15 protein-coding genes are annotated in these 18,961 nt (G+C 68.7%); 6 read left to right on the forward strand and 9 right to left on the reverse strand.

From position 1 onward, the window contains the following. Window positions 1-155: 155 nt before the first annotated feature. The 8 genes from fabI to gloB all read right to left on the reverse strand — a co-directional run bounded on the left by fabI (window position 156) and on the right by gloB (window position 10,913). On the reverse strand, window positions 156-950 hold the full coding sequence (fabI, locus tag RA210_RS10340; RefSeq protein ID WP_136488937.1) for an enoyl-ACP reductase FabI: 795 nt from the start codon (window positions 948-950) through the stop codon (window positions 156-158). Between the two features lie 20 nt (window positions 951-970). After that, on the reverse strand, window positions 971-2,575 hold the full coding sequence (locus RA210_RS10345; RefSeq protein ID WP_201486378.1) for an ABC transporter ATP-binding protein: 1,605 nt from the start codon (window positions 2,573-2,575) through the stop codon (window positions 971-973). A gap of 4 nt (window positions 2,576-2,579) precedes the next feature. Beyond that, a complete protein-coding gene (locus RA210_RS10350) occupies window positions 2,580-3,599 on the reverse strand; it encodes an ABC transporter permease (RefSeq protein WP_201486379.1) in 1,020 nt (339 codons plus the stop codon). A 3-nt stretch (window positions 3,600-3,602) separates the two neighbouring features. Then, entirely contained in the window at window positions 3,603-4,688 is a 1,086-nt protein-coding gene (locus RA210_RS10355) for a microcin C ABC transporter permease YejB (RefSeq protein ID WP_136488934.1), read from the reverse strand. A gap of 6 nt (window positions 4,689-4,694) precedes the next feature. Then, window positions 4,695-6,527: an extracellular solute-binding protein gene (locus RA210_RS10360; RefSeq protein ID WP_136488933.1), complete on the reverse strand. Its 1,833-nt coding sequence runs from the start codon at window positions 6,525-6,527 to the stop codon at window positions 4,695-4,697. Beyond that, window positions 6,524-8,353: an extracellular solute-binding protein gene (locus tag RA210_RS10365; RefSeq protein WP_201486380.1), complete on the reverse strand. Its 1,830-nt coding sequence runs from the start codon at window positions 8,351-8,353 to the stop codon at window positions 6,524-6,526. The genes RA210_RS10360 and RA210_RS10365 overlap by 4 nt, the downstream gene beginning before the upstream one ends. A gap of 105 nt (window positions 8,354-8,458) precedes the next feature. Next, window positions 8,459-10,045 (reverse strand): lytic transglycosylase, encoded by a 1,587-nt coding sequence (locus RA210_RS10370; protein WP_201486381.1) that lies wholly within the window; start codon window positions 10,043-10,045, stop codon window positions 8,459-8,461. Window positions 10,046-10,130: 85 nt separating this feature from the next. After that, window positions 10,131-10,913, reverse strand: coding sequence for a hydroxyacylglutathione hydrolase (gene gloB / locus RA210_RS10375; RefSeq protein WP_201486382.1), 783 nt, complete (start codon window positions 10,911-10,913; stop codon window positions 10,131-10,133). Between the two features lie 77 nt (window positions 10,914-10,990). Between gloB and RA210_RS10380 the strand changes: the two genes are divergently transcribed. The 6 genes from RA210_RS10380 (at window position 10,991) to nudC (ending at window position 18,145) form a co-directional block, all read left to right on the forward strand. After that, window positions 10,991-11,761 (forward strand): class I SAM-dependent methyltransferase, encoded by a 771-nt coding sequence (locus RA210_RS10380; protein ID WP_136488929.1) that lies wholly within the window; start codon window positions 10,991-10,993, stop codon window positions 11,759-11,761. Next, window positions 11,754-12,209, forward strand: a complete 456-nt coding sequence (rnhA, locus tag RA210_RS10385; protein WP_201486383.1) for a ribonuclease HI — start codon at window positions 11,754-11,756, stop codon at window positions 12,207-12,209. Before RA210_RS10380 ends, rnhA begins: the two co-directional genes overlap by 8 nt. A gap of 42 nt (window positions 12,210-12,251) precedes the next feature. Then, window positions 12,252-13,010: a DNA polymerase III subunit epsilon gene (gene dnaQ / locus RA210_RS10390; protein ID WP_201486384.1), complete on the forward strand. Its 759-nt coding sequence runs from the start codon at window positions 12,252-12,254 to the stop codon at window positions 13,008-13,010. Between the two features lie 80 nt (window positions 13,011-13,090). Continuing rightward, window positions 13,091-15,349 carry an Orn/Lys/Arg decarboxylase N-terminal domain-containing protein gene (locus tag RA210_RS10395; RefSeq protein ID WP_201486385.1) on the forward strand — a complete coding sequence of 753 codons (2,259 nt, stop codon included), beginning with the start codon at window positions 13,091-13,093 and terminating at the stop codon, window positions 15,347-15,349. A 268-nt stretch (window positions 15,350-15,617) separates the two neighbouring features. Continuing rightward, on the forward strand, window positions 15,618-17,306 hold the full coding sequence (locus tag RA210_RS10400; protein WP_136488925.1) for a ferrous iron transporter B: 1,689 nt from the start codon (window positions 15,618-15,620) through the stop codon (window positions 17,304-17,306). Next, a complete protein-coding gene (nudC, locus tag RA210_RS10405) occupies window positions 17,306-18,145 on the forward strand; it encodes an NAD(+) diphosphatase (RefSeq protein ID WP_201486386.1) in 840 nt (279 codons plus the stop codon). Before RA210_RS10400 ends, nudC begins: the two co-directional genes overlap by 1 nt. On the opposite strand, the gene RA210_RS10410 is transcribed toward nudC, so the two are convergent. Then, window positions 18,113-18,889, reverse strand: a complete 777-nt coding sequence (locus tag RA210_RS10410) for a TSUP family transporter (RefSeq protein ID WP_136488923.1) — start codon at window positions 18,887-18,889, stop codon at window positions 18,113-18,115. The genes nudC and RA210_RS10410 overlap by 33 nt on opposite strands. Window positions 18,890-18,961: the final 72 nt, after the last annotated feature.

The raw sequence follows: 18,961 nt of genomic DNA on the forward strand, positions 1-18,961 counted from the left end.
GAAAGCGCACGTGCCAGGCGCTCGCTGCGCTCGGTGGCATGCTGCTGGGAGCTGGGAGCTGGGAGCTGGGAGCTGGGAGCTGGGAGCTGGGAGCTGGCCGGACGGCCGAACCGCGGGGAAACCGGCCCGCGCGGTGGCGGGCCGGAGCGGGGCGCTTACTCTTCCAGCGCACCCATGGCGGTGGTGTTGAAGCCACCGTCGACGTACATGATCTCGCCGCTGATGCCCGAGGCCAGGTCGGAGCACAGGAAGGCCGCGGCGTTGCCGACCTCCTCGATGGTCACGTTGCGGCGCAGCGGGGTCTGGCGCTCGTTGGCGGCCAGCATCTTGCGGAAGCTGGCGATGCCGCTGGCGGCCAGGGTGCGGATGGGACCTGCGGAGATGCAGTTGACGCGGGTGCCTTCCGGGCCGAGGCTGCCGGCCAGGTAGCGCACGCCGGCCTCCAGCGAGGCCTTGGCCATGCCCATCACGTTGTAGTTGGGCATGGTGCGTTCGGCGCCCAGGTAGGACAGGGTCAGCAGGCTGCCGTTGCGGCCCTTCATCAGCTCGCGGCCGGCCTTGGCCAGGGCGACGAAGCTGTAGGCGCTGATGTCGTGGGCGATCTTGAAGCCTTCGCGGGTGGTGACTTCGGTGAAGTCGCCGTTGAGCTGGTCGCCCGGGGCGAAGCCGACCGAGTGGACGATGCAGTCCAGGCCGTCCCACTTCTTGCCCAGCTCCTCGAACACACGGGCGATGTCGTCGTCGTTGGCGACGTCACAGGGGAAGCACATCTCGGCGCTGGAGCCCCAGCCGGCGGCGAATTCCTCGACGCGGCCCTTGAGCTTGTCGTTCTGGTAGGTGAAGGCCAGTTCAGCGCCTTCGCGGTGCATCGCGGCGGCGATGCCGGAGGCGATGGACAGCTTGCTGGCGACGCCGACGATCAGCACGCGCTTGCCGGTCATGAAACCCATTGTGTACTTCCTCTTGCTGGTTAATCGGCAGCGCCCGGCGCCATGAAGGCGGCTTCGAGCAGCTGCTGTGTGTAGGGGTGCTGCGGCGCATGGAAGATCGCGCCGGCTTCACCCTGTTCGACCACCTTGCCGTGCCGCACCACCATCAGCTGGTGGCTGAGGGCCCGGACCACCGCCAGGTCATGGCTGATGAACAGGTAGGTCAGATTGTACTTGTGCTGCAGGCTGCGCAGCAGCTCCACCACCTGGCGCTGCACCGTGCGGTCGAGCGCCGAGGTCGGCTCGTCGAGCAGGATCAGCTGCGGCTTGAGCACCAGCGCCCGGGCGATGGCGATGCGCTGGCGCTGTCCGCCGGAAAACTCGTGAGGGTAGCGGTGCCGGCTGGCCGGATCCAGGCCGACTTCGCTGAGTGCGTCGATGATAGCCTGCTCGCGCTCGGCCGGCGTGCCGATGCCATGGATCTCCAGGCCCTCGCCGATGATCTGGCCCACCGACATGCGCGGGCTCAGGCTGCCGAACGGGTCCTGGAACACCACCTGCATCTGCCGGCGCAGCGGACGCACCTGCTGCTGGTCGAGCCCGTCGAGGTTCTGCCCGGCGAAGCGGATCGCCCCCCGGCTGCCGATCAGGCGCAGGATCGCCAGGCCGAGGGTCGACTTGCCCGAGCCGCTCTCGCCGACGATGCCGAGGGTCTGTCCCTGCGGCAGGCTGAAGTTGACCCCGTCGACCGCCTTGACGTGGTCGACCGTGCGGCGCAGCAGGCCCTTCCTGATCGGGAACCACACGCGCAGGTCGTCGACCACCAGCAGCGGTTTGCCGGGCGGGTTGTCCGCCGGGCCGCCGCTGGGATCGGCACTGAGCAGCTCCCGGGTGTAGGGGTGCTGCGGCGCGGCGAACAGCTGCGCGCACTCGGCCTGTTCGACGATGCGCCCGCGCTGCATCACGCAGACGCGCTGGGCGATGCGCCGCACCAGGTTGAGGTCGTGGGTGATCAGCAGCAGGGCCATGCCCAGGCGCGCCTGCAGCTCCTTGAGCAGCTCGAGGATCTTCAGCTGCACGGTGACGTCCAGCGCGGTGGTCGGCTCGTCGGCGATGAGGATTTCCGGCTCGTTGGCCAGGGCCATGGCGATCATCACCCGCTGGCGCTGGCCGCCGGACAGTTCGTGCGGATAGGCCTTGAGGCGCTTGGCCGGTTCGGGGATGCCGACCAGTTCCAGCAGCTCCAGCACCCGCGCGCGCGCGGCGGCGCCGGTCAGCCCCTTGTGCAGGGCGAGCACCTCGGCGATCTGCTTCTCCACCGTATGCAGCGGATTGAGCGAGGTCATCGGCTCCTGGAACACCATGGCGATGCGGTTGCCGCGAATGCCGCGCAGGCGCCGCTCCGGCAGCGTGAGCAGGTCCTCGCCGCCGTAGCGGATGCTGCCGCCCGGGTGGCTGCTGCTGCGCGGCAGCAGGCGCAGGATGGAGTGGGCGGTCACCGACTTGCCGGAGCCGCTTTCGCCGACCAGCGCCAGGGTCTCGCCGCGGCGGATCTCGAAGCTGACGCCGTGCACCACGGTCTGCGGCGCGCCGCCGTGACTGAAGGCGACCTGCAGGTCGCGGATCTCGAGCAAAGGTTCGCTCATCGGCTCATTTCCTCGGGTCGAAGGCATCGCGCGCGGCCTCGCCGATGAACACCAGCAGGGTCAGCATCAGCGCCAGCACGGCGAAGGCGCTGATGCCCAGCCACGGCGCCTGCAGGTTGGACTTGCCCTGGGCGACCAGCTCGCCCAGCGACGGCGCGCCGGGCGGCAGGCCGAAGCCGAGGAAGTCCAGCGCGGTCAGGGTGCCGATGGCGCCGGTGAGGATGAACGGCATGAAGGTCATGGTCGAGACCATGGCGTTGGGCAGGATGTGGCGGTACATGATGGCGCCGTTGCCCATGCCCAGGGCGCGGGCGGCGCGCACGTACTCGAGGTTGCGCCCGCGCAGGAACTCGGCGCGCACCACGTCGACCAGGCTCATCCAGGAGAACAGCAGCATGATGCCCAGCAGCCACCAGAAGTTCGGTTCGACGAAGCTGGCGAGGATGATCAGCAGATAGAGCACCGGCAGGCCCGACCAGATCTCCAGGAAGCGCTGGCCGATCAGGTCGACCCAGCCGCCGTAGAAGCCCTGCAGCGCGCCGGCGGCGACGCCGATCACCGAACTGGCCAGGGTCAGGATCAGGGCGAACAGCACCGAGATGCGGAAGCCGTAGATCACCCGCGCCAGCACGTCGCGGCCTTGGTCGTCGGTGCCCAGCCAGTTGTCCGCCGAGGGCGGCGCCGGCGCCGGTACCTTGAGCTCGAAGTTGATGCTGTCGTAGCTGTAGGGGATCGGCGGCCAGAGCATCCAGCCGTCCTTCGACTCGATCAGCTCGCGCATGTACGGGCTCTTGTAGTCGGCCTCCAGCGGGAACTCGCCGCCGAAGGCGGTTTCCGGGTAGCGCTTGAGCACCGGCGCGTACCACTGGCCGTCGTAGCTGACCAGCAGCGGCTTGTCGTTGGCGATCAGCTCGGCGCCGAGGCTGAGGATGAACAGGCCGAGGAACAGCCACAGGCTGTACCAGCCGCGCCGGTGCGCCTTGAACAGCGCGAAGCGGCGCTGGTTGATGGGCGAGAGGGCCATGGCTCAGCCCTCCCGGCTTTCGAAGTCGATGCGCGGATCGACCAGGGTGTAGGTCAGGTCGCCGATCAGTTTCACGATCAGTCCCAGCAGGGTGAAGATGAACAGGGTGCCGAACACCACCGGATAGTCGCGGTTGATCGCCGACTCGAAGCTCAGCAGGCCGAGGCCGTCGAGGGAGAAGATCACCTCGATCAGCAGGGAGCCGGTGAAGAAGATGCCGATGAACGCCGAGGGGAAGCCGGCGATGATGATCAGCATGGCGTTGCGGAACACGTGGCCGTAGAGCACACGGCGCTCGGAGAGGCCCTTGGCGCGCGCGGTGATCACGTACTGCTTGCCGATCTCGTCGAGGAAGCTGTTCTTGGTCAGCAGGGTCAGAGTGGCGAAGTTGCCGATCACCAGCGCGGTCACTGGCAGCGCCAGGTGCCAGAAGTAGTCGGCGATCTTGCCCCACAGGCTCAGCTCGTCGAAGTTGTTCGAGGTCAGGCCGCGCAGCGGGAACCAGTCGAAGTAGCTGCCGCCGGCGAACAGCACGATCAGCAGGATGGCGAACAGGAAGGCGGGGATGGCATAGCCGACGATGATCGCCGTGCTGGTCCACACGTCGAAGTGGCTGCCGTGGCGCATGGCCTTGGCGATCCCCAGCGGGATCGACACCAGGTACATGATCAGCGTGCTCCACAGCCCCAGCGAGATCGACACCGGCATCTTCTCGGCGATCAGCTCGATCACCGTGGCGTCGCGGAAGAAGCTCTGGCCGAAGTCGAAGTGCAGGTAGTTCTGGATCATGATCCAGAAACGCTCGCTGGCCGGCTTGTCGAAGCCGTACATGCGCTCGATTTCCGCGATCAGTTCGGGGTCCAGGCCCTGGGCGCCGCGGTAGGTATTGCCGGCCGCCGCCACCTCGGCGCCGCCGCCGGCGATGCGCCCGGTGGCGCCGCCGGCGGCGGCGTCGAAGCCTTCCAGCTTGGCGATCATCTGCTCCACCGGGCCGCCGGGGGCGGCCTGGATGATGATGAAGTTGATCAGCAGGATGCCGAACAGGGTCGGCACGATCAGCAGCAGGCGGCGCAGGATATAGGCCAGCATCCGGCGTTACTCCTTCTGGCCGCTGGCGGCGAGCGGCGCCTGGCCGTCGGGTCTGGCCCACCAGGTGTACAGGCCGATGTCGTACAGCGGCGCCACCGCAGGGTGCCCGAGGCGGTTCCAGCGCGCCACCCGCCAGGTCTTGATGTGCCAGTTGGGGATCACGTAGTGGCCCCACAGCAGCACGCGGTCCAGTGCCCGGGTGTGGTCGATCAGCGCCTGGCGGCTGTCGGCCTTGATCAGGCCCTCGACCAGGGCGTCGATGGCCGGATCCTTGAGGCCGATCAGGTTGCGGCTGCCGGGGTTGTCGGCGCTGCTGGAATGCCAGTATTCGCGCTGCTCGTTGCCCGGCGAACTGGACTGGCTGAAGCCGCCGACGATCAGGTCGAAGTCGCGCGAGCGCAGACGGTTGATGTACTGGGAGACGTCGGCGCGGCGGATCTGCAGCTCGATGCCGAGGCTGGCCAGGTTGCGCTTGAACGGCAGCAGCACGCGCTCGAACTCGACCTGGGCGAGGAGGAACTCGATGGTCACCGGCTTGCCCGTGGCATCGAGCATGCGGTCGTTCTCCAGCCGCCAGCCGGCCTGTTGCAGCAGCTCGAAGGCGCGCCGGCGCTGTTCGCGGATCACTCCGCTGCCGTCGCTCTGCGGCGGCTGGTACTCGGCTTCGAACACCTGCGCCGGCAGGCGTTCGCGCCACGGCTCGAGCAGTCTCAGCTCGGCCGGCGAGGGCGTGCCGCGGGAGGCCAGCTCGGAGTTCTCGAAGTAGCTGCGTGTGCGGGTGTAGGCGCCGTAGAACAGCTGGCGGTTGGTCCACTCGAAGTCGAACAGCAGGCCGAGGGCCTCGCGCACGCGCACGTCCTGGAACAGCGGGCGGCGCAGATTGAAGATGAAGCCCTGCATGCCGGCCGGGTTGTGGTTGGCGATCTCCTCCTTGATCAGTCGGCCGTCGTGGATCGCCGGCGAGTCGTAGGCGGTGGCCCAGTTCTTCGCGCTGGTCTCCACCCAGAAGTCGAACTGGCCGGCCTTGAGCGCCTCCAGCGCCACGGTGTTGTCGCGGTAGTAGTCGATCACCAGGCTGTCGAAGTTGTACTGGCCGCGGTTGACCGGCAGGTCCTTGCCCCACCAGTCCCTGACCCGCTCGTAGCGGATGCTGCGCCCGGCCTGCACCTCGGCGACCTTGTAGGGGCCGCTGCCCAGCGGCGGCTCGAGGCTGGTGCGATTGAATTCACGGCCCTCCCAGGCGTGCCTGGGCAGCACCGGCAGCTGGCCGACGATCAGCGGCAGTTCGCGGTTGCCGCCGTGGCGGAAGTCGAAGCGCACCGTGCGTCCATCCTCGGCGACCGCCTTCTCCACGTCGGCGTAGTAGGCCTTGTACTGCGGCGAGCCATCCTTCATCAGGGTGTCGAAGGTGAACACCACGTCGGCGGCGGTCACCGGCGTGCCGTCGTGGAAGCGCGCTTCGCGGCGCAGGGTGAAGCGCACCCAGCGGTTGTCCGGCGCCTTCTCGATGCTCTCGGCGAGCAGGCCGTACTCGGTGAACGGCTCGTCCAGGCTGCGCTTGGTCAGGGTGTCGTAGACCAGGCCGATCTCGTCGGCGGCCACGCCCTTGTTGATGAACGGGTTGAGGCTGTCGAAGCCGCCGAAGCCGGCCTGGCGCAGGGTGCCGCCCTTGGGTGCCTCCGGATTGACGTAGGCGAAGTGGTGGAAGTCGGCCGGGTACTTGGGAGCTTCGTCGTAGAGGGTGGCGGCATGCCGGGCGGCGGCCCCCGCGTGGCCGGCGAGGCCGAGCAGCAGGAGGCCAGCAGCGAGCAGGCGGGTGCAGCGCGGGAGGGCGGTCATCTGCGGTTCTCCGGGGTCTTGAGCCACCAGGCGCGCAGCCCCAGGGTATAGGGGGGCGTGGTGACATGGTCGAAGCGGTTGCGCCAGGCCAGGCGGTGATGGTCGCTGTACCAGTTGGGAATGCTGTAGTGCTGCGACAGCAGTACCCGGTCGATGGCGCGGGTGGCGGCCACCTGCTGGTTGCGCGTCTGCGCGGCGAGCAACTTGTCGAGCAGGGCATCGATCACCGGATGATTGACTCCGGCATAGTTGCGGCCACCGCGCACGCCGACCTGACTGGAATGGAAATACTGCCACTGCTCCAGGCCGGGGCTCAGGGTCTGCGGCAGGGTCATCAGGATCATGTCGTAGTCGTAGCCGTCGATGCGCTGCTTGTACTGGGCACGGTCGACGGTGCGCAGGCTGGCCTGCACGCCGATGCGCGCGAGGTTGTCGCGATACGGCTGGAGGATGCGCTCCAGCCCCGGGTTGACCAGCAGGATCTCGAAACGCAGCGGCTGGCCACGGCCATTGACCAGGCCGCCGGCGGAGAGTTTCCAGCCGGCCCGGGCGAGCAGGTCGAGGGCGTGGCGCAGGGTCTCGCGCGGGATGCCGTGGCCGTCGGTCTGCGGCATCCGTGGCGGCGCGGTGAACAGCTCCGCGGGCAGCTGCTTGCGGTACGGGGACAGCAGCAGCCACTCCTCGCCCTGGGGCAGGCCGTCGGCGGCGAACTCGCTGTTGGGGTAGTAGCTGGTGGCGCGGCTGTAGGCGTTGTTGAACAGCGTGCGGTTGCTCCATTCGAAGTCGAACAGCAGGGCCATGGCCTCGCGCACCCGCACGTCGGCGAAATGGGCTCGGCGGCTGTTCATGAACAGCGCCTGGGTCTGGGTCGGGATACGGTGGGGAATCTCCGCCTTGACGATCTCGCCGCGTGCCATCGCCGGTATGTCGTAGCCGTTGGCCCAGTTCTTCGCCTGGTTCTCGATGTAGAAGTCGAACTCGCCGGCCTTGAATGCCTCGAAGGCGACGTGGTTGTCGCGGTAGAACTCCACCTCGACGCGGTCGAAGTTGTACTTGCCGCGGTTGACCGGCAGGTCCTTGCCCCACCAGTCCTTGACCCGCTCGAACACCAGGCGCCGCCCCGGCACCACCTGGGCGATGCGGTAGGGGCCGCTGCCCAGCGGCGGCTCGTAGGTGGTGGCCTTGAAGTCGCGGCCGCGCCAGTAGTGTTCGGGCAGCACCGGCAGCTCGCCCAGGCGCAGGATCAGCAGCGGATTGCCGCTGCGCTTGAGCACGAAGCGGATGCGCTGGTTGCCGAGGATGTCGACGCGGCGCACTTCCTGCAGCGCGGTGCGGTACTGCGGGTGGCCGTCGCGGACCAGCAGGCGGTAGGAAAAGGCCACGTCGGCGGCAGTGATCGGATGGCCGTCGTGGAAGCGCGCCTCGGGGCGCAGGTTAAACACCACCCAGCTGCGGTCCTTGCTGTATTCGACCGAGGCGGCGATCAGCCCGTAGCTGGAGGTCGGCTCGTCGCCCGAGGGGTCGTAGATGCCGGTGCCGACCATCAGCGGCGCGTTCAGCTCGTTGATGCCGTATTGCAGGAAGTTGGCCGTGCCGACCGGGCTGCTGCCCTTGAGGGTATAGGGGTTGAGGGTGTCGAAGGTGCCGGCGGCCATCAGCCGTACGCTGCCACCCTTGGGCGCCTGCGGGTTGACCCAGTCGAAATGGCTGAAGTTGGCCGGGTACTTGAGGGAGCCGAACTGGGCATAGCCGTGCCGTTCGATGACGGCAGCGCCAGCGGGCAGGCAGGCGGCCAGACCGAGCAGCAGGGCGAGGAGACGACTCATCGGGCGAGGGTCCGGTCCGTGGCAATCTTGGAGGTTGGGAAAGCTACAGTAACAGCTTGTATCGGCTGGAAAAAGGGTGGCTCCGGGAGGCCTCGCTGCGGATTTTCAGCGTCGCGGCAGGTAGAGGGTGAGGGTCTGTCCCGGTTTCAGCGTGCGGCCCAGGGAGGGGTTCCACTCCTTGAGATGCCGGGTGTGCACCGAGAAGCGCTCGGCGATGGCGGCGAGGGAGTCGCCGCGGCGGACCTTGTAGTAGGTGACCGAGTGGCGCGTGTTGCCGCTGGAGGTCTGGCCGGTGGTGTCGGCCAGGTGCAGGGTGAGGACCTGGCCGGCCTTGAGGTTGCGACCCTTGAGCCGGTTCCAGCGCTGCAGGTCGGCGGCGGTCACCTTGTGCTGCCGGGCGATGCTCCACAGGCTATCGCCGCGGCGCACTCGGTAGCTGCGGGGCGCCGCGGTCTTGGTCGGCGCCTCGGCGACCGGCTGCGGGCTGCGCTCGAACAGGGGGGCCGTCGGCGGGCTGTCGGCGGTCTGCGGGATCAGCAGGGTCTGGCCGACGCGCACGCGATTGGCGGACAGGCGGTTGATGTCGCGCAGGGTGGTGACCGTGACGTGGTGGCGGTTGGCGATGTCGTGCAGGCTGTCGCCGCTGCGCACCTGGTAGCGCTGCCATTGCACCAGGCTCTCCGGCCGCAGGCGGGCGAGGCTCTCGCTGAGACCCTCGGCCTTGTCCACCGGCACCAGCAGGTGGCGCGGGCCGTCGAGGGTGATGCCGTGCTTGAATGCCGGATTGAGCTGGTACAGCTCGTCCTTGTCGACATCGGCCATCGCGGCCACCTTCGACAGGTCGAGCTGGTGGCGGATGGCGACCTTCTCGAAGTAGGGCTCGTTGGCGATCGGCGCGAGGCTGACGCCGTAGGCGGCCGGGCTCTGGATGATCTGCGACACGGCCAGCAGCTTGGGCACGTAGTCCTGGGTTTCCCTGGGCAGTGGCAGGTTCCAGTAGTCGGTCGGCAGGCCCTGGCGCTGGTTGCGCTCGATGGCGCGGCTGACCGTGCCCTCGCCGGCGTTGTAGGACGCCAGGGCGAGCAGCCAGTCGCCGTTGAACATGTCGTGCAGGCGCTTGAGGTAGCTGATCGCCGCATTGGTGGAGGCGAGGATGTCGCGGCGGCCGTCGTACCAGTTGGTCTGGCGCAGGTTGAAGTGGCGGCCGGTGGAGGGGATGAACTGCCAGAGGCCGGCGGCGTGGGCCGGCGAGTAGGCCTGCGGATTGTAGGAACTCTCGATCATCGGCAGCAGTGCCAGCTCCAGCGGCATGCCGTTCTCTTCGAGGCGCTCGACGATGTAGTGGATGTAGGGGCCGCTGCGTTCGGCGATCTGCTGGATCGAGCCTGGCCGGCTGGCGAGACCGAAGCGCTGGCGCTCGACGCGCGGGTTGGTGCCGATCTGGTCCTGCAGCTTGTAGCCGGCGCGAATGCGTTCCCAGATGTCCTCGTGACGGGGCTTCTCGGGCTGCTGCAGCGCCTTGCTCCATTCGATCGACTTGCCGACCTGGACGGCACGCTCGGTGTCGCTGCCGGCATCGCTGCCACCACGGCTCTGGCAGCCGGCGATGACCAGCAGCAGGGCGACCAGCAGGAGGCGGATGGCGCGGTGCTGCAGGTAGGCGGCGAGGCCCGGAGGCGTTGGTGGCGGCATCGGCTGGTGACTTTCCCGGGTAAAAAGTCGGGCGATTCTAGGAACCGCCCTTTGCGGTGGTCAAGTTTGCACCAGCGCCCGAATGTTACCGGAAGTTGTCCTTCCAGGCGCGCAATGCCGCAAACGCCGTCTCCGCCGTCGTCGGCGCGCTGCCGGCGTGTTCCGCGCAGCTTTTGCGCACGGCCGGCTCGTTCGCCCGCAGGAAGGGGTTGGTGGCCAGCTCCAGGCTCAGGGTGGACGGCAGGGTCGGCAGGTTCCGCTCGCGCAGGGCGGCGGCCTCGCGCTGGCGCTGCTGCAGGGCCAGGTTGTCCGGCTCGACGGCCAGGGCGAAGCGCAGGTTGGCCAGAGTGTACTCGTGGGTGCAATAGACGCGGGTCGGGCCCGGCAGGCTGGCCAGACGTTGCAGCGAGGCGTGCATCTGCGCGGCGGTACCCTCGAACAGGCGGCCACAGCCGGCGGCGAACAGGGTGTCGCCGCAGAGCAGCACGGGCTGGCCGGCGCCCTCGGTGAACAAGGCGACATGGCCGGCGGTATGCCCCGGGACATGCAGCACCTGCCACTCCAGACCGAGGACGTCGATCCTCTGGTCGTCCTCGAGGGCGACATCGCGGCCGGGAATGGCCTCGAGAGCCGGGCCGAGCACCCGCGCGCCGGTGCGTGCCTTGAGCTCGAGGACGCCGCCGGTATGGTCCTGATGGTGGTGGGTGACCAGGATGTCGGTGAGCAGCCAGTCCGGATGGGCGGCCAGCCAGGCCAGCACCGGTGCGCTGTCGCCGGGGTCGACCGCGGCGCAGCGCTGCCGGGCCGGGTCCTGTAACAGCCAGATATAGTTGTCGCTGAAGGCGGGCAGGGCGGTGATCTGTATCATGGGCAGGCGAGCCGTTATGCTGAGTCGATCCGGCATCTTAGGTCGCCAGTCGTCTCTGGCGCCAGACGGGAGGATTCATGAACGAGCAGCTCCCCCGCCCGGGCCACACCGCCTGGCTGGCCCTGCAGCGCGATGCCCATGCCTGGTTCTCCGGTCCGCTGGGCGGCCTGCTGCTGTCCCGCCAGCAGCGGTTGCTGGCCGAGCAGCTCGATGCGCTGTTCGGCAGCTTCCTGCTGCACTACGGCTTCGCCGGCGCCGGTCTGCCGCCGCTGCAGCAGCTCAGCCACAGCGTCCGCCTCGGGGCGCCGTTGCCCGGCGTGGAGATCGCCTGCGAGGAGGATGCCTGGCCGGTGCTCGAGCATGCCGCCGACGTGGTGCTGCTGCAGCATGCCCTGGATTTCGCCGTGTCGCCGCACCAGCTGCTGCGCGAGGCGGCGCGCTGCGTGCGCCCCGGCGGCCATCTGCTGGTGGTCGGCATCCATCCCCGGAGCCTGTGGGGCCTGCGCCATTTTCTGGCCGGCGACGTGCTGGCGCAGGCGCGTTGCATCTCGCCGGCGCGCCTGGCCGACTGGCTGCGCCTGCTCGGCTTCGCGCTGGAGAAACGCCGCTTCGGATGCTATTGTCCGCCGCTTTCCTCGCAGCGCTGGCAGGCGCGTCTGCTCGGCATCGAGCCTTGGGCGCAGGACCTGCAACTGCCCGGTGGCGGCTTCTATCTGCTCACGGCGCGCAAGCTGGTCGCCGGCCTGCGGCCGCTGCCGCAGCCGCGCCGGGCCACGGTCAGCCCGCTGCGACCGGTTCCCGTGGCCAAGGTCGGCCGTCATCCAGGCAGCAAGCACAACCATGAGTGACAGTGTCGAGATCTATACCGATGGCGCCTGCAAGGGCAACCCCGGCCCCGGCGGCTGGGGGGCCCTGCTGGTCTACAAGGGCGCCGAGCGCGAGCTGTGGGGCGGCGAGGCGCAGACCACCAACAACCGCATGGAGCTGACCGCGGCCATCCGCGCCCTGGCCACGCTCAACCGGTCGTGCCGGGTGGAGCTGACCACCGACTCCGAGTACGTGATGAAGGGCATCAGGGAGTGGCTGCCCAACTGGAAGAAGCGCGGCTGGAAGACCGCGGCACGTCAGCCGGTGAAGAACGCCGACCTCTGGCAGGCGCTGGACGAGCAGGTCGGCCGCCATGAGGTGCATTGGCACTGGGTGCGCGGCCACAACGGCCATCCCGGCAACGAGCGGGCCGACCAGTTGGCCAATCGCGGCGTCGCCGAGGTCAACGGCTCGCGCCAGGCCGTGTGACGGCGTCTTGTCCCTCGATTCACCTGCAGGCAGATATTTCCCATGCGCTACGTAGTCCTCGATACCGAAACCACCGGCCTCGAGCCCCGCGAAGGGCACCGCATCATCGAGATCGGCTGCGTCGAGCTGATCGGCCGGCGCCTGACCGGGCGTCATTTCCACGTCTACATCAACCCCGAGCGCGAGGTCGACGAGGGCGCCATCGCGGTGCACGGCATCACCAACGAGTTCCTCGCCGACAAGCCGCGCTTTCGCGAGGTGGTCGACGAGTTCTTCGAGTTCATCAAGGGCGCCGAGCTGATCATCCACAACGCGGCGTTCGACATCGGCTTCATCAATCACGAGTTTGCCCGCCTGAGCGACCGCCCCGGGCTGGGCGAGGTGCTCGACCACTGCACGGTGCTCGACACCCTGCTGATGGCCCGCGAGCGGCATCCGGGGCAGCGCAACAATCTCGATGCCCTGTGCAAGCGCTATGGCGTCGACAACTCCGGGCGCGATCTGCACGGCGCGCTGCTCGATGCCGAGATCCTCGCCGACGTCTACCTGGCGATGACCGGCGGCCAGACCAGCCTGTCGCTGGCCGGGCAGAACAGCGAGGGCGAGGGCGGCAACGGACCGCAGGTGTCGGAGATCCGTCGCCTGCCGGCCGACCGGCCGCGCGTCCGGGTGATCCGCGCCAGCGCCGCGGAACTCGAGCAGCACGCCGCCCGCCTGGCGGCGGTGGCCAAGTCCAGCGGCGGTCCGGCGCTGTGGCAGCAGCTCGAGCCGGCCGAAGGCGAGGCGCCGGCCCTGCACTGACGAGGGTTTCGCCGCGGCGCCGGGGCGGCTAACCTCAAGGCATCGGCAGGCGGAGCCTGCGCGTCCGGGGAAGCTGGCGCATGTACAAGGACCTGAAGTTTCCGGTACTCATCGTCCATCGCGACATCAAGGCCGACAGCGTGGCCGGCGAGCGGGTGCGCGGCATCGCCGGCGAGCTGGAGCAGGACGGTTTCAGTGTCCTCGCCACCGCCAGCGCCCGCGAGGGACGCATAGTCGCCTCCTCGCAGCACGGCCTGGCCTGCATCCTGGTCGCCGCCGAGGGGGCTGGCGACAACCCGCGACTGCTGCAGGACGTGGTCGAGCTGGTCCGTGCCGCGCGTCTGCGCGCCCCGCAGTTGCCGATCTTCGCCCTCGGCGAGCAGGTCACCATCGAGAACGCGCCGCCCGAGGCGATGGCCGAGCTCAACCAGTTGCGCGGCATCCTCTACCTGTTCGAGGACACCGTGTCCTTCCACGCCCGCCAGGTGGCGCGGGCAGCGCGCAGCTACCTCGACGGCCTGCTGCCGCCGTTCTTCCGCGCCCTGGTGCAGCACACCGCCGAGTCCCACTATTCCTGGCACACCCCAGGGCACGGCGGTGGCGTGGCCTATCGCAAGAGTCCGGTGGGCCAGGCGTTCCACCAGTTCTTCGGCGAGAACACCCTGCGCTCCGACCTGTCGGTGTCGGTGCCCGAGCTGGGTTCGCTGCTCGACCATACCGGCCCGCTGGCCGAGGCCGAACGCCGCGCGGCGCGCAACTTCGGCGCCGACCACACCTTCTTCGTGATCAACGGCACCTCGACGGCGAACAAGATCGTCTGGCAGGCGATGGTCGGCCGCGACGACCTGGTGCTGGTCGATCGCAACTGCCACAAGTCGGTGGTCCACGCGCTGATCATGACCGGCGCCATCCCCCTGTACCTCAATCCGGCACGCAACGAGCTGGGAATCATCGGGCCGATCCCGCTGGCCGAGTTCAGCCGCGAGGCGATCGCCGCCAAGATCGCCGCCTGTCCGCTGGCCCGGGGCCGCGAGGCGAAGGTCCGCCTCGCCGTGGTGACCAACTCGACCTACGACGGCCTGTGCTACAACGCCGAGCTGATCAAGCGCACGCTGGCCGGCAGCGTCGAGGTGCTGCACTTCGACGAGGCGTGGTACGCCTACGCCGCGTTCCACGAGTTCTATGCCGGGCGCTACGCCATGGGTACCTCGCGCGGGGCTGGTGACGAGCCGCTGCTGTTCGGCACTCACTCCACGCACAAGCTGCTGGCAGCCTTCAGCCAGGCCTCGATGATCCATGTGCAGGACGGCGGCCAGCGCCGTCTGGATGTGGCGCGCTTCAACGAGGCGTTCATGATGCACACCTCGACTTCGCCGCAGTACGGCATCCTCGCCTCGCTGGACGTGGCCTCGGCGATGATGGAGGGGCCTGCCGGGCGCTCGCTGATCCAGGAGACCTTCGACGAGGCGCTGGCCTTCCGTCACGCCATGGCCAACCTGCGCGGCAGCCTGCCGTCCGGCGACTGGTGGTTCGACATCTGGCAGCCGGAGGGGGTGGATGCCGCGGCGCAGGTGCAGACCGGCGACTGGCTGCTGGCGCCGCAGGCGCCCTGGCACGGGTTCGGCGACCTGGCCGAGGACTACGTGCTGCTCGATCCGGTCAAGGTCACCCTGGTGATGCCCGGCCTGCGCGCCGACGGCAGCCTGCAGGGGCGGGGCATCCCGGCGGCGGTGGTCGGCAAGTTCCTCTGGGAGCGCGGTGTGGTGGTGGAGAAGACCGGTCTCTACTCGCTGCTGGTGCTGTTCTCGCTGAGCATCACCAAGGGCAAGTGGAGCACGCTGGTCACCGAGCTGCTCGAGTTCAAGCGCCTGTACGACGCCAATGCGCCGCTGGTCGAGGCGCTGCCCTCGATTGCCCGCGTCGATCCGCTGCGCTACCAGGGGCTCGGCCTGCGCGATCTGTGCGAGCAGTTGCATGCCTGCTATCGAGACAACCGCGTGCCGCGGGCGCTCAGCTGCATGTACACGCATCTGCCGGAGCTGGCCCTGAAGCCGGCCGCAGCCTGGGATCACCTGGTGCGCGGCGAGGTCGAGGCGGTGCCGCTGGAGGCGCTGGAGGGGCGCATCGCCGCGGTGATGCTGGTGCCCTATCCGCCGGGGATCCCGCTGATCATGCCGGGGGAGCGCTTCACCGCCGCCTGCCGGCCGATCATCGACTACCTGCAGTTCTCCCGCCGCTTCGAGCAGGCCTTTCCGGGCTTCGAGTCCGAGGTCCACGGGCTGCAGCACGCGCAGGTCGACGGTCAGCGCCGCCATACTGTGGACTGCATCCGCGTCTGAGCGAGGGCAACCCGAGGCTGCCGTGATCTGGATCACTATGGTCGGATTCGCCTTTGTCGCCAGGCTTGTTATAGTGCCAGCATCTAAAAAGTGGGTGGCCAGGGGGTCGCCCCGACGTCGAGTTTCTGCCCGGAGGCGCGCCCATGTCGCGATGGCTTGAGGCGAAAGCACTCACCAGCAGTCAGGATGATCACCGCTTGCACGTTGCCAGATCACAGGAAGTGGCCAGGCAGCCCGATTCGTACCGCGTGGGAGGCGGAAGCAGCGCATGGTAACCGGAGCCACGTCCCTTGGTCTGGTGCGCAACGAACTGTTCGCCACCATCGAGCAGGCCGAGCAGAGCCTCGAGCAGTTCATCGCCGATCGACTCAACGTCAGCCTGCTGCAGCAGGCGGTCGAGTACCTGCAGCAGATCCGCGGCATCCTCAAGCTGATCGAGCTGGCCGGCGCCGAGCTGCTGGCCCAGGAAGCCCTGCTGCTGGCCACCGACATCCCGGTCGGTGCCGGCCAGGAGCGCGACGGTCAGTTGGCCGCGCTGGGCAAGGCGCTGTTCGTGCTGCGCCGCTACCTGGAGGGCATCGACAACCACCGCCAGGAAATCCCCGAGCTGCTGCTGCCGATCATCAACGAGGTGCGGCTGTCCACCGGCCAGCCGGCCTTGCCGGAATGCTACTTCTTCAGCGTCCGTCTCGATCAGCCGCGGCCGCCACGGCGCAACATCGAGATCCAGCCGGGGGTGGCCAACCGCGACGGCGGCCGCCTGCGCCAGATGTATCAGCTGGGCCTGATGAACGTGCTGCGCGAGCAGAACCTGGCCGCCGCGCTCAAACTGATGTCGCGCGCCCTCGGGCGCCTCGACGACCTGCTCGGCGGGCGCGAGCGCTCGCGCCTGTGCTGGATCGGTGCCGCGGCACTGGAAGCCATGGCCGATGGGCGGATGCGCCCGACACGCTCGCGCAAGCAGCTGCTGTCGCGCCTCGACCGCGACCTGCGCCAGTTGCTGGGCAACCAGCAGTTCGAGGCGCCGCGCAGCCTGCTCAAGGAGCTGCTGTACATGGTGGCGCTGGCCGGTACCCAGGGCGAGCGCGCCAGCGAGATGCGCCGGGTGTTCGGCCTGGCGCCGTTGCCGTTCACCGACCACCTGCTGGAAGAGGAATCAAGGCGCCTGTCCGGGCCCGGTGAAGAGGTCATGCGCTCGCTGTCGCTGGCTATCCGCGAGGAGCTGGCCGGGGTCAAGGACGCACTCGATCTGATCGAGCGCGGTGCCGCGCAGCAGGAAGCCAGGGTCGGTCTGCATGCGCAGGTCGGCAAGCTGGCCAAGACCCTCGGCATGGTCGGTCTGAGTTCGGCGGCCAATGCCCTGCAGGCGCAGGTGGAGATGGTCGGCAGCTGGTGCTCGCGCAGCGACACGCCGCCGGCGGCCGAACTGTTGCGCCTGGCCGATGCCCTGCTGTACATGGAAAGCATGGTAGCCACCCTCGAGCAGAGCGAGCAGCGCAAGCGTCAGGCCAGCACGGTGCAGATCGCCGGTGCGACGCAGGGCGACTCCTACGCTTCGCACCAGCTGGTCGAGGCGCGCATCGTGGTCATCGACGAGGCTCAGGCGGGCCTGGCGCTGGCCAAGCGCGCCATCACCGCCTACCTCGAATCCAGCGGCGACAAGCTCAACCTGGCCAACGTACCGACCAGCCTGCAGGCGGTGCGCGGCGGCCTGTGGTTCCTCGGTCTGGAGCGGGCCGCCGAACTGGTCGGCGCCTGTGCCGACTACATCCAGCGGCACATGATCGAGAACGCCCAGATCCCCTCCGAGCAGATGCTGGAGACCCTGGCCGACGCCCTGACCAGTCTCGAGTTCTTCCTCGAAGGTGGCGCCAACCTGCGGCCGGAAGGCCAGCAGGACGTGCTCGACCTCGCCGCCGACAGTGTACGCGCGCTGGGCATGCAGGTCGCTGCCTGATGTCCCGGCACTCCTGGCAGCCGGCGGTCATCGACCCCGCGCAGCCGGGAGGCTGGGCGCTGGCGCACTGCCGCCAGCAGTTTCTCTGCGACGCCAGGGGCGTCCTCTTCCCTCGCGATTGGCTGAAGGCGCAAGGCTTCGGCATCCTCGCCGAGCACGGTATCGGCCGCCTCGACGGCGAGGCGGTGTTCGTCCTCGAGCTGGACGATCAGGCGCTTCAGTCGCCCTCCGGCGGTTTCTGGAAGGGGCTGCGCCAGTTCATGCTCGAGGGCGACTTCGCCACCTTCCGCATGCTCGGCTATGCCGCCCAGGTCGGTACCTGGGCCCGCCAGCACCGCTTCTGCGGCAGTTGCGGTGCGCCGCTGCAGGCGCTGGCCGGCGAACGGGCGATGGCCTGTCCGCACTGCCAGCTGCAGCAGTATCCACGCCTGTCACCGAGCATCATCGTGCTGGTCAGTCGCGGCGACGAGCTGCTGCTGGCCCGCTCGCCGCGTTTCGTCAGCGGCGTCTACAGCACCCTGGCGGGCTTCGTCGAGCCGGGCGAGTCGATCGAGGCCTGCGTGCACCGCGAGGTGCGCGAGGAGGTGGCGGTGGAGGTCGGCAACCTGCGCTACATCGCCAGCCAGAACTGGCCGTTTCCCCATTCGCTGATGCTCGGTTTCCATGCCGACTACGCCGGCGGCGAGATCGTGCCGCAGCCGGAGGAGATCGAGGATGCACGCTGGTTCCGCGTCGATGCCCTGCCGCCGCTGCCGGCCCGTGGCTCCATCGCCCGTTACCTGATCGACCTGCACCTGGCGCGCCGCTCAGGCGACGCCGAACCAGTGCTGCCAGGCTAGGCGCGCGGTCAGCGCCAGTACCACCGAGATGAACACCGGACGGATCAGTTTCGAGCCGCCGCGGATGGCCGTGCGCGCGCCGAGGAAGGCGCCCAGCATCAGCGCCAGGCCCATGCCGATGCCCAGAGCCCACGCGACCTGGCCGGCGGCGATGAATACCGCCAGGGCCATGGCGTTGCTGACGAAGTTCATGCTGCGCGCCACGCCGCTGGCGCGCAGCAGGTCAAGCGGGTAGAGCAGCAGACTGCTCACCGTCCAGAAGGCGCCGGTGCCGGGCCCGGCGATGCCATCGTAGAAGCCCAGGGTCAGGCCCTGCGGCCACTGTCGGCGCTGTGGCGGTGGGGCGCTGCTGGTGTCCGGTCGTGGCGTCGGATTGAACAGCAGATACAGGCCGCAGGCGAATACCACGACCGGCAGCATCCGATTCAGCCAGTCGGCCGGCAGCAGATGGGCACCCCAGGCGCCGAGCAGCGCGCCGATGGCGGTGGCGAGCAGGCCCCGCCACCATTGGCGTGGGCTGAACAGCCGGCGGCGGTGGAAAGTCCAGGCGGCCGTGGCCGAGCCGAAGGTGGCGCACAGCTTGTTGGTACCCAGCACCAGGTGAGGGGGCAGGCCGGTGGTGAGCAGGGCCGGAATGGTCAGCAGACCGCCGCCGCCGGCGATGGCATCGATGAAGCCCGCGGTGAAGGCCACGCCGATCAGCAGTAGCAGGGACAGGGGTTCCAGGGCGAGTTCGAAGGCCATGCAAAGCTTGATCTGTTGACGATTGTGCGGAGCTCGCGCTGGCCGCTGGAAAGGTGGCGTACGCATAATGCC

This window comes from Pseudomonas sp. OF001, from assembly GCF_904426495.1.
Classification (GTDB): domain Bacteria; phylum Pseudomonadota; class Gammaproteobacteria; order Pseudomonadales; family Pseudomonadaceae; genus Geopseudomonas.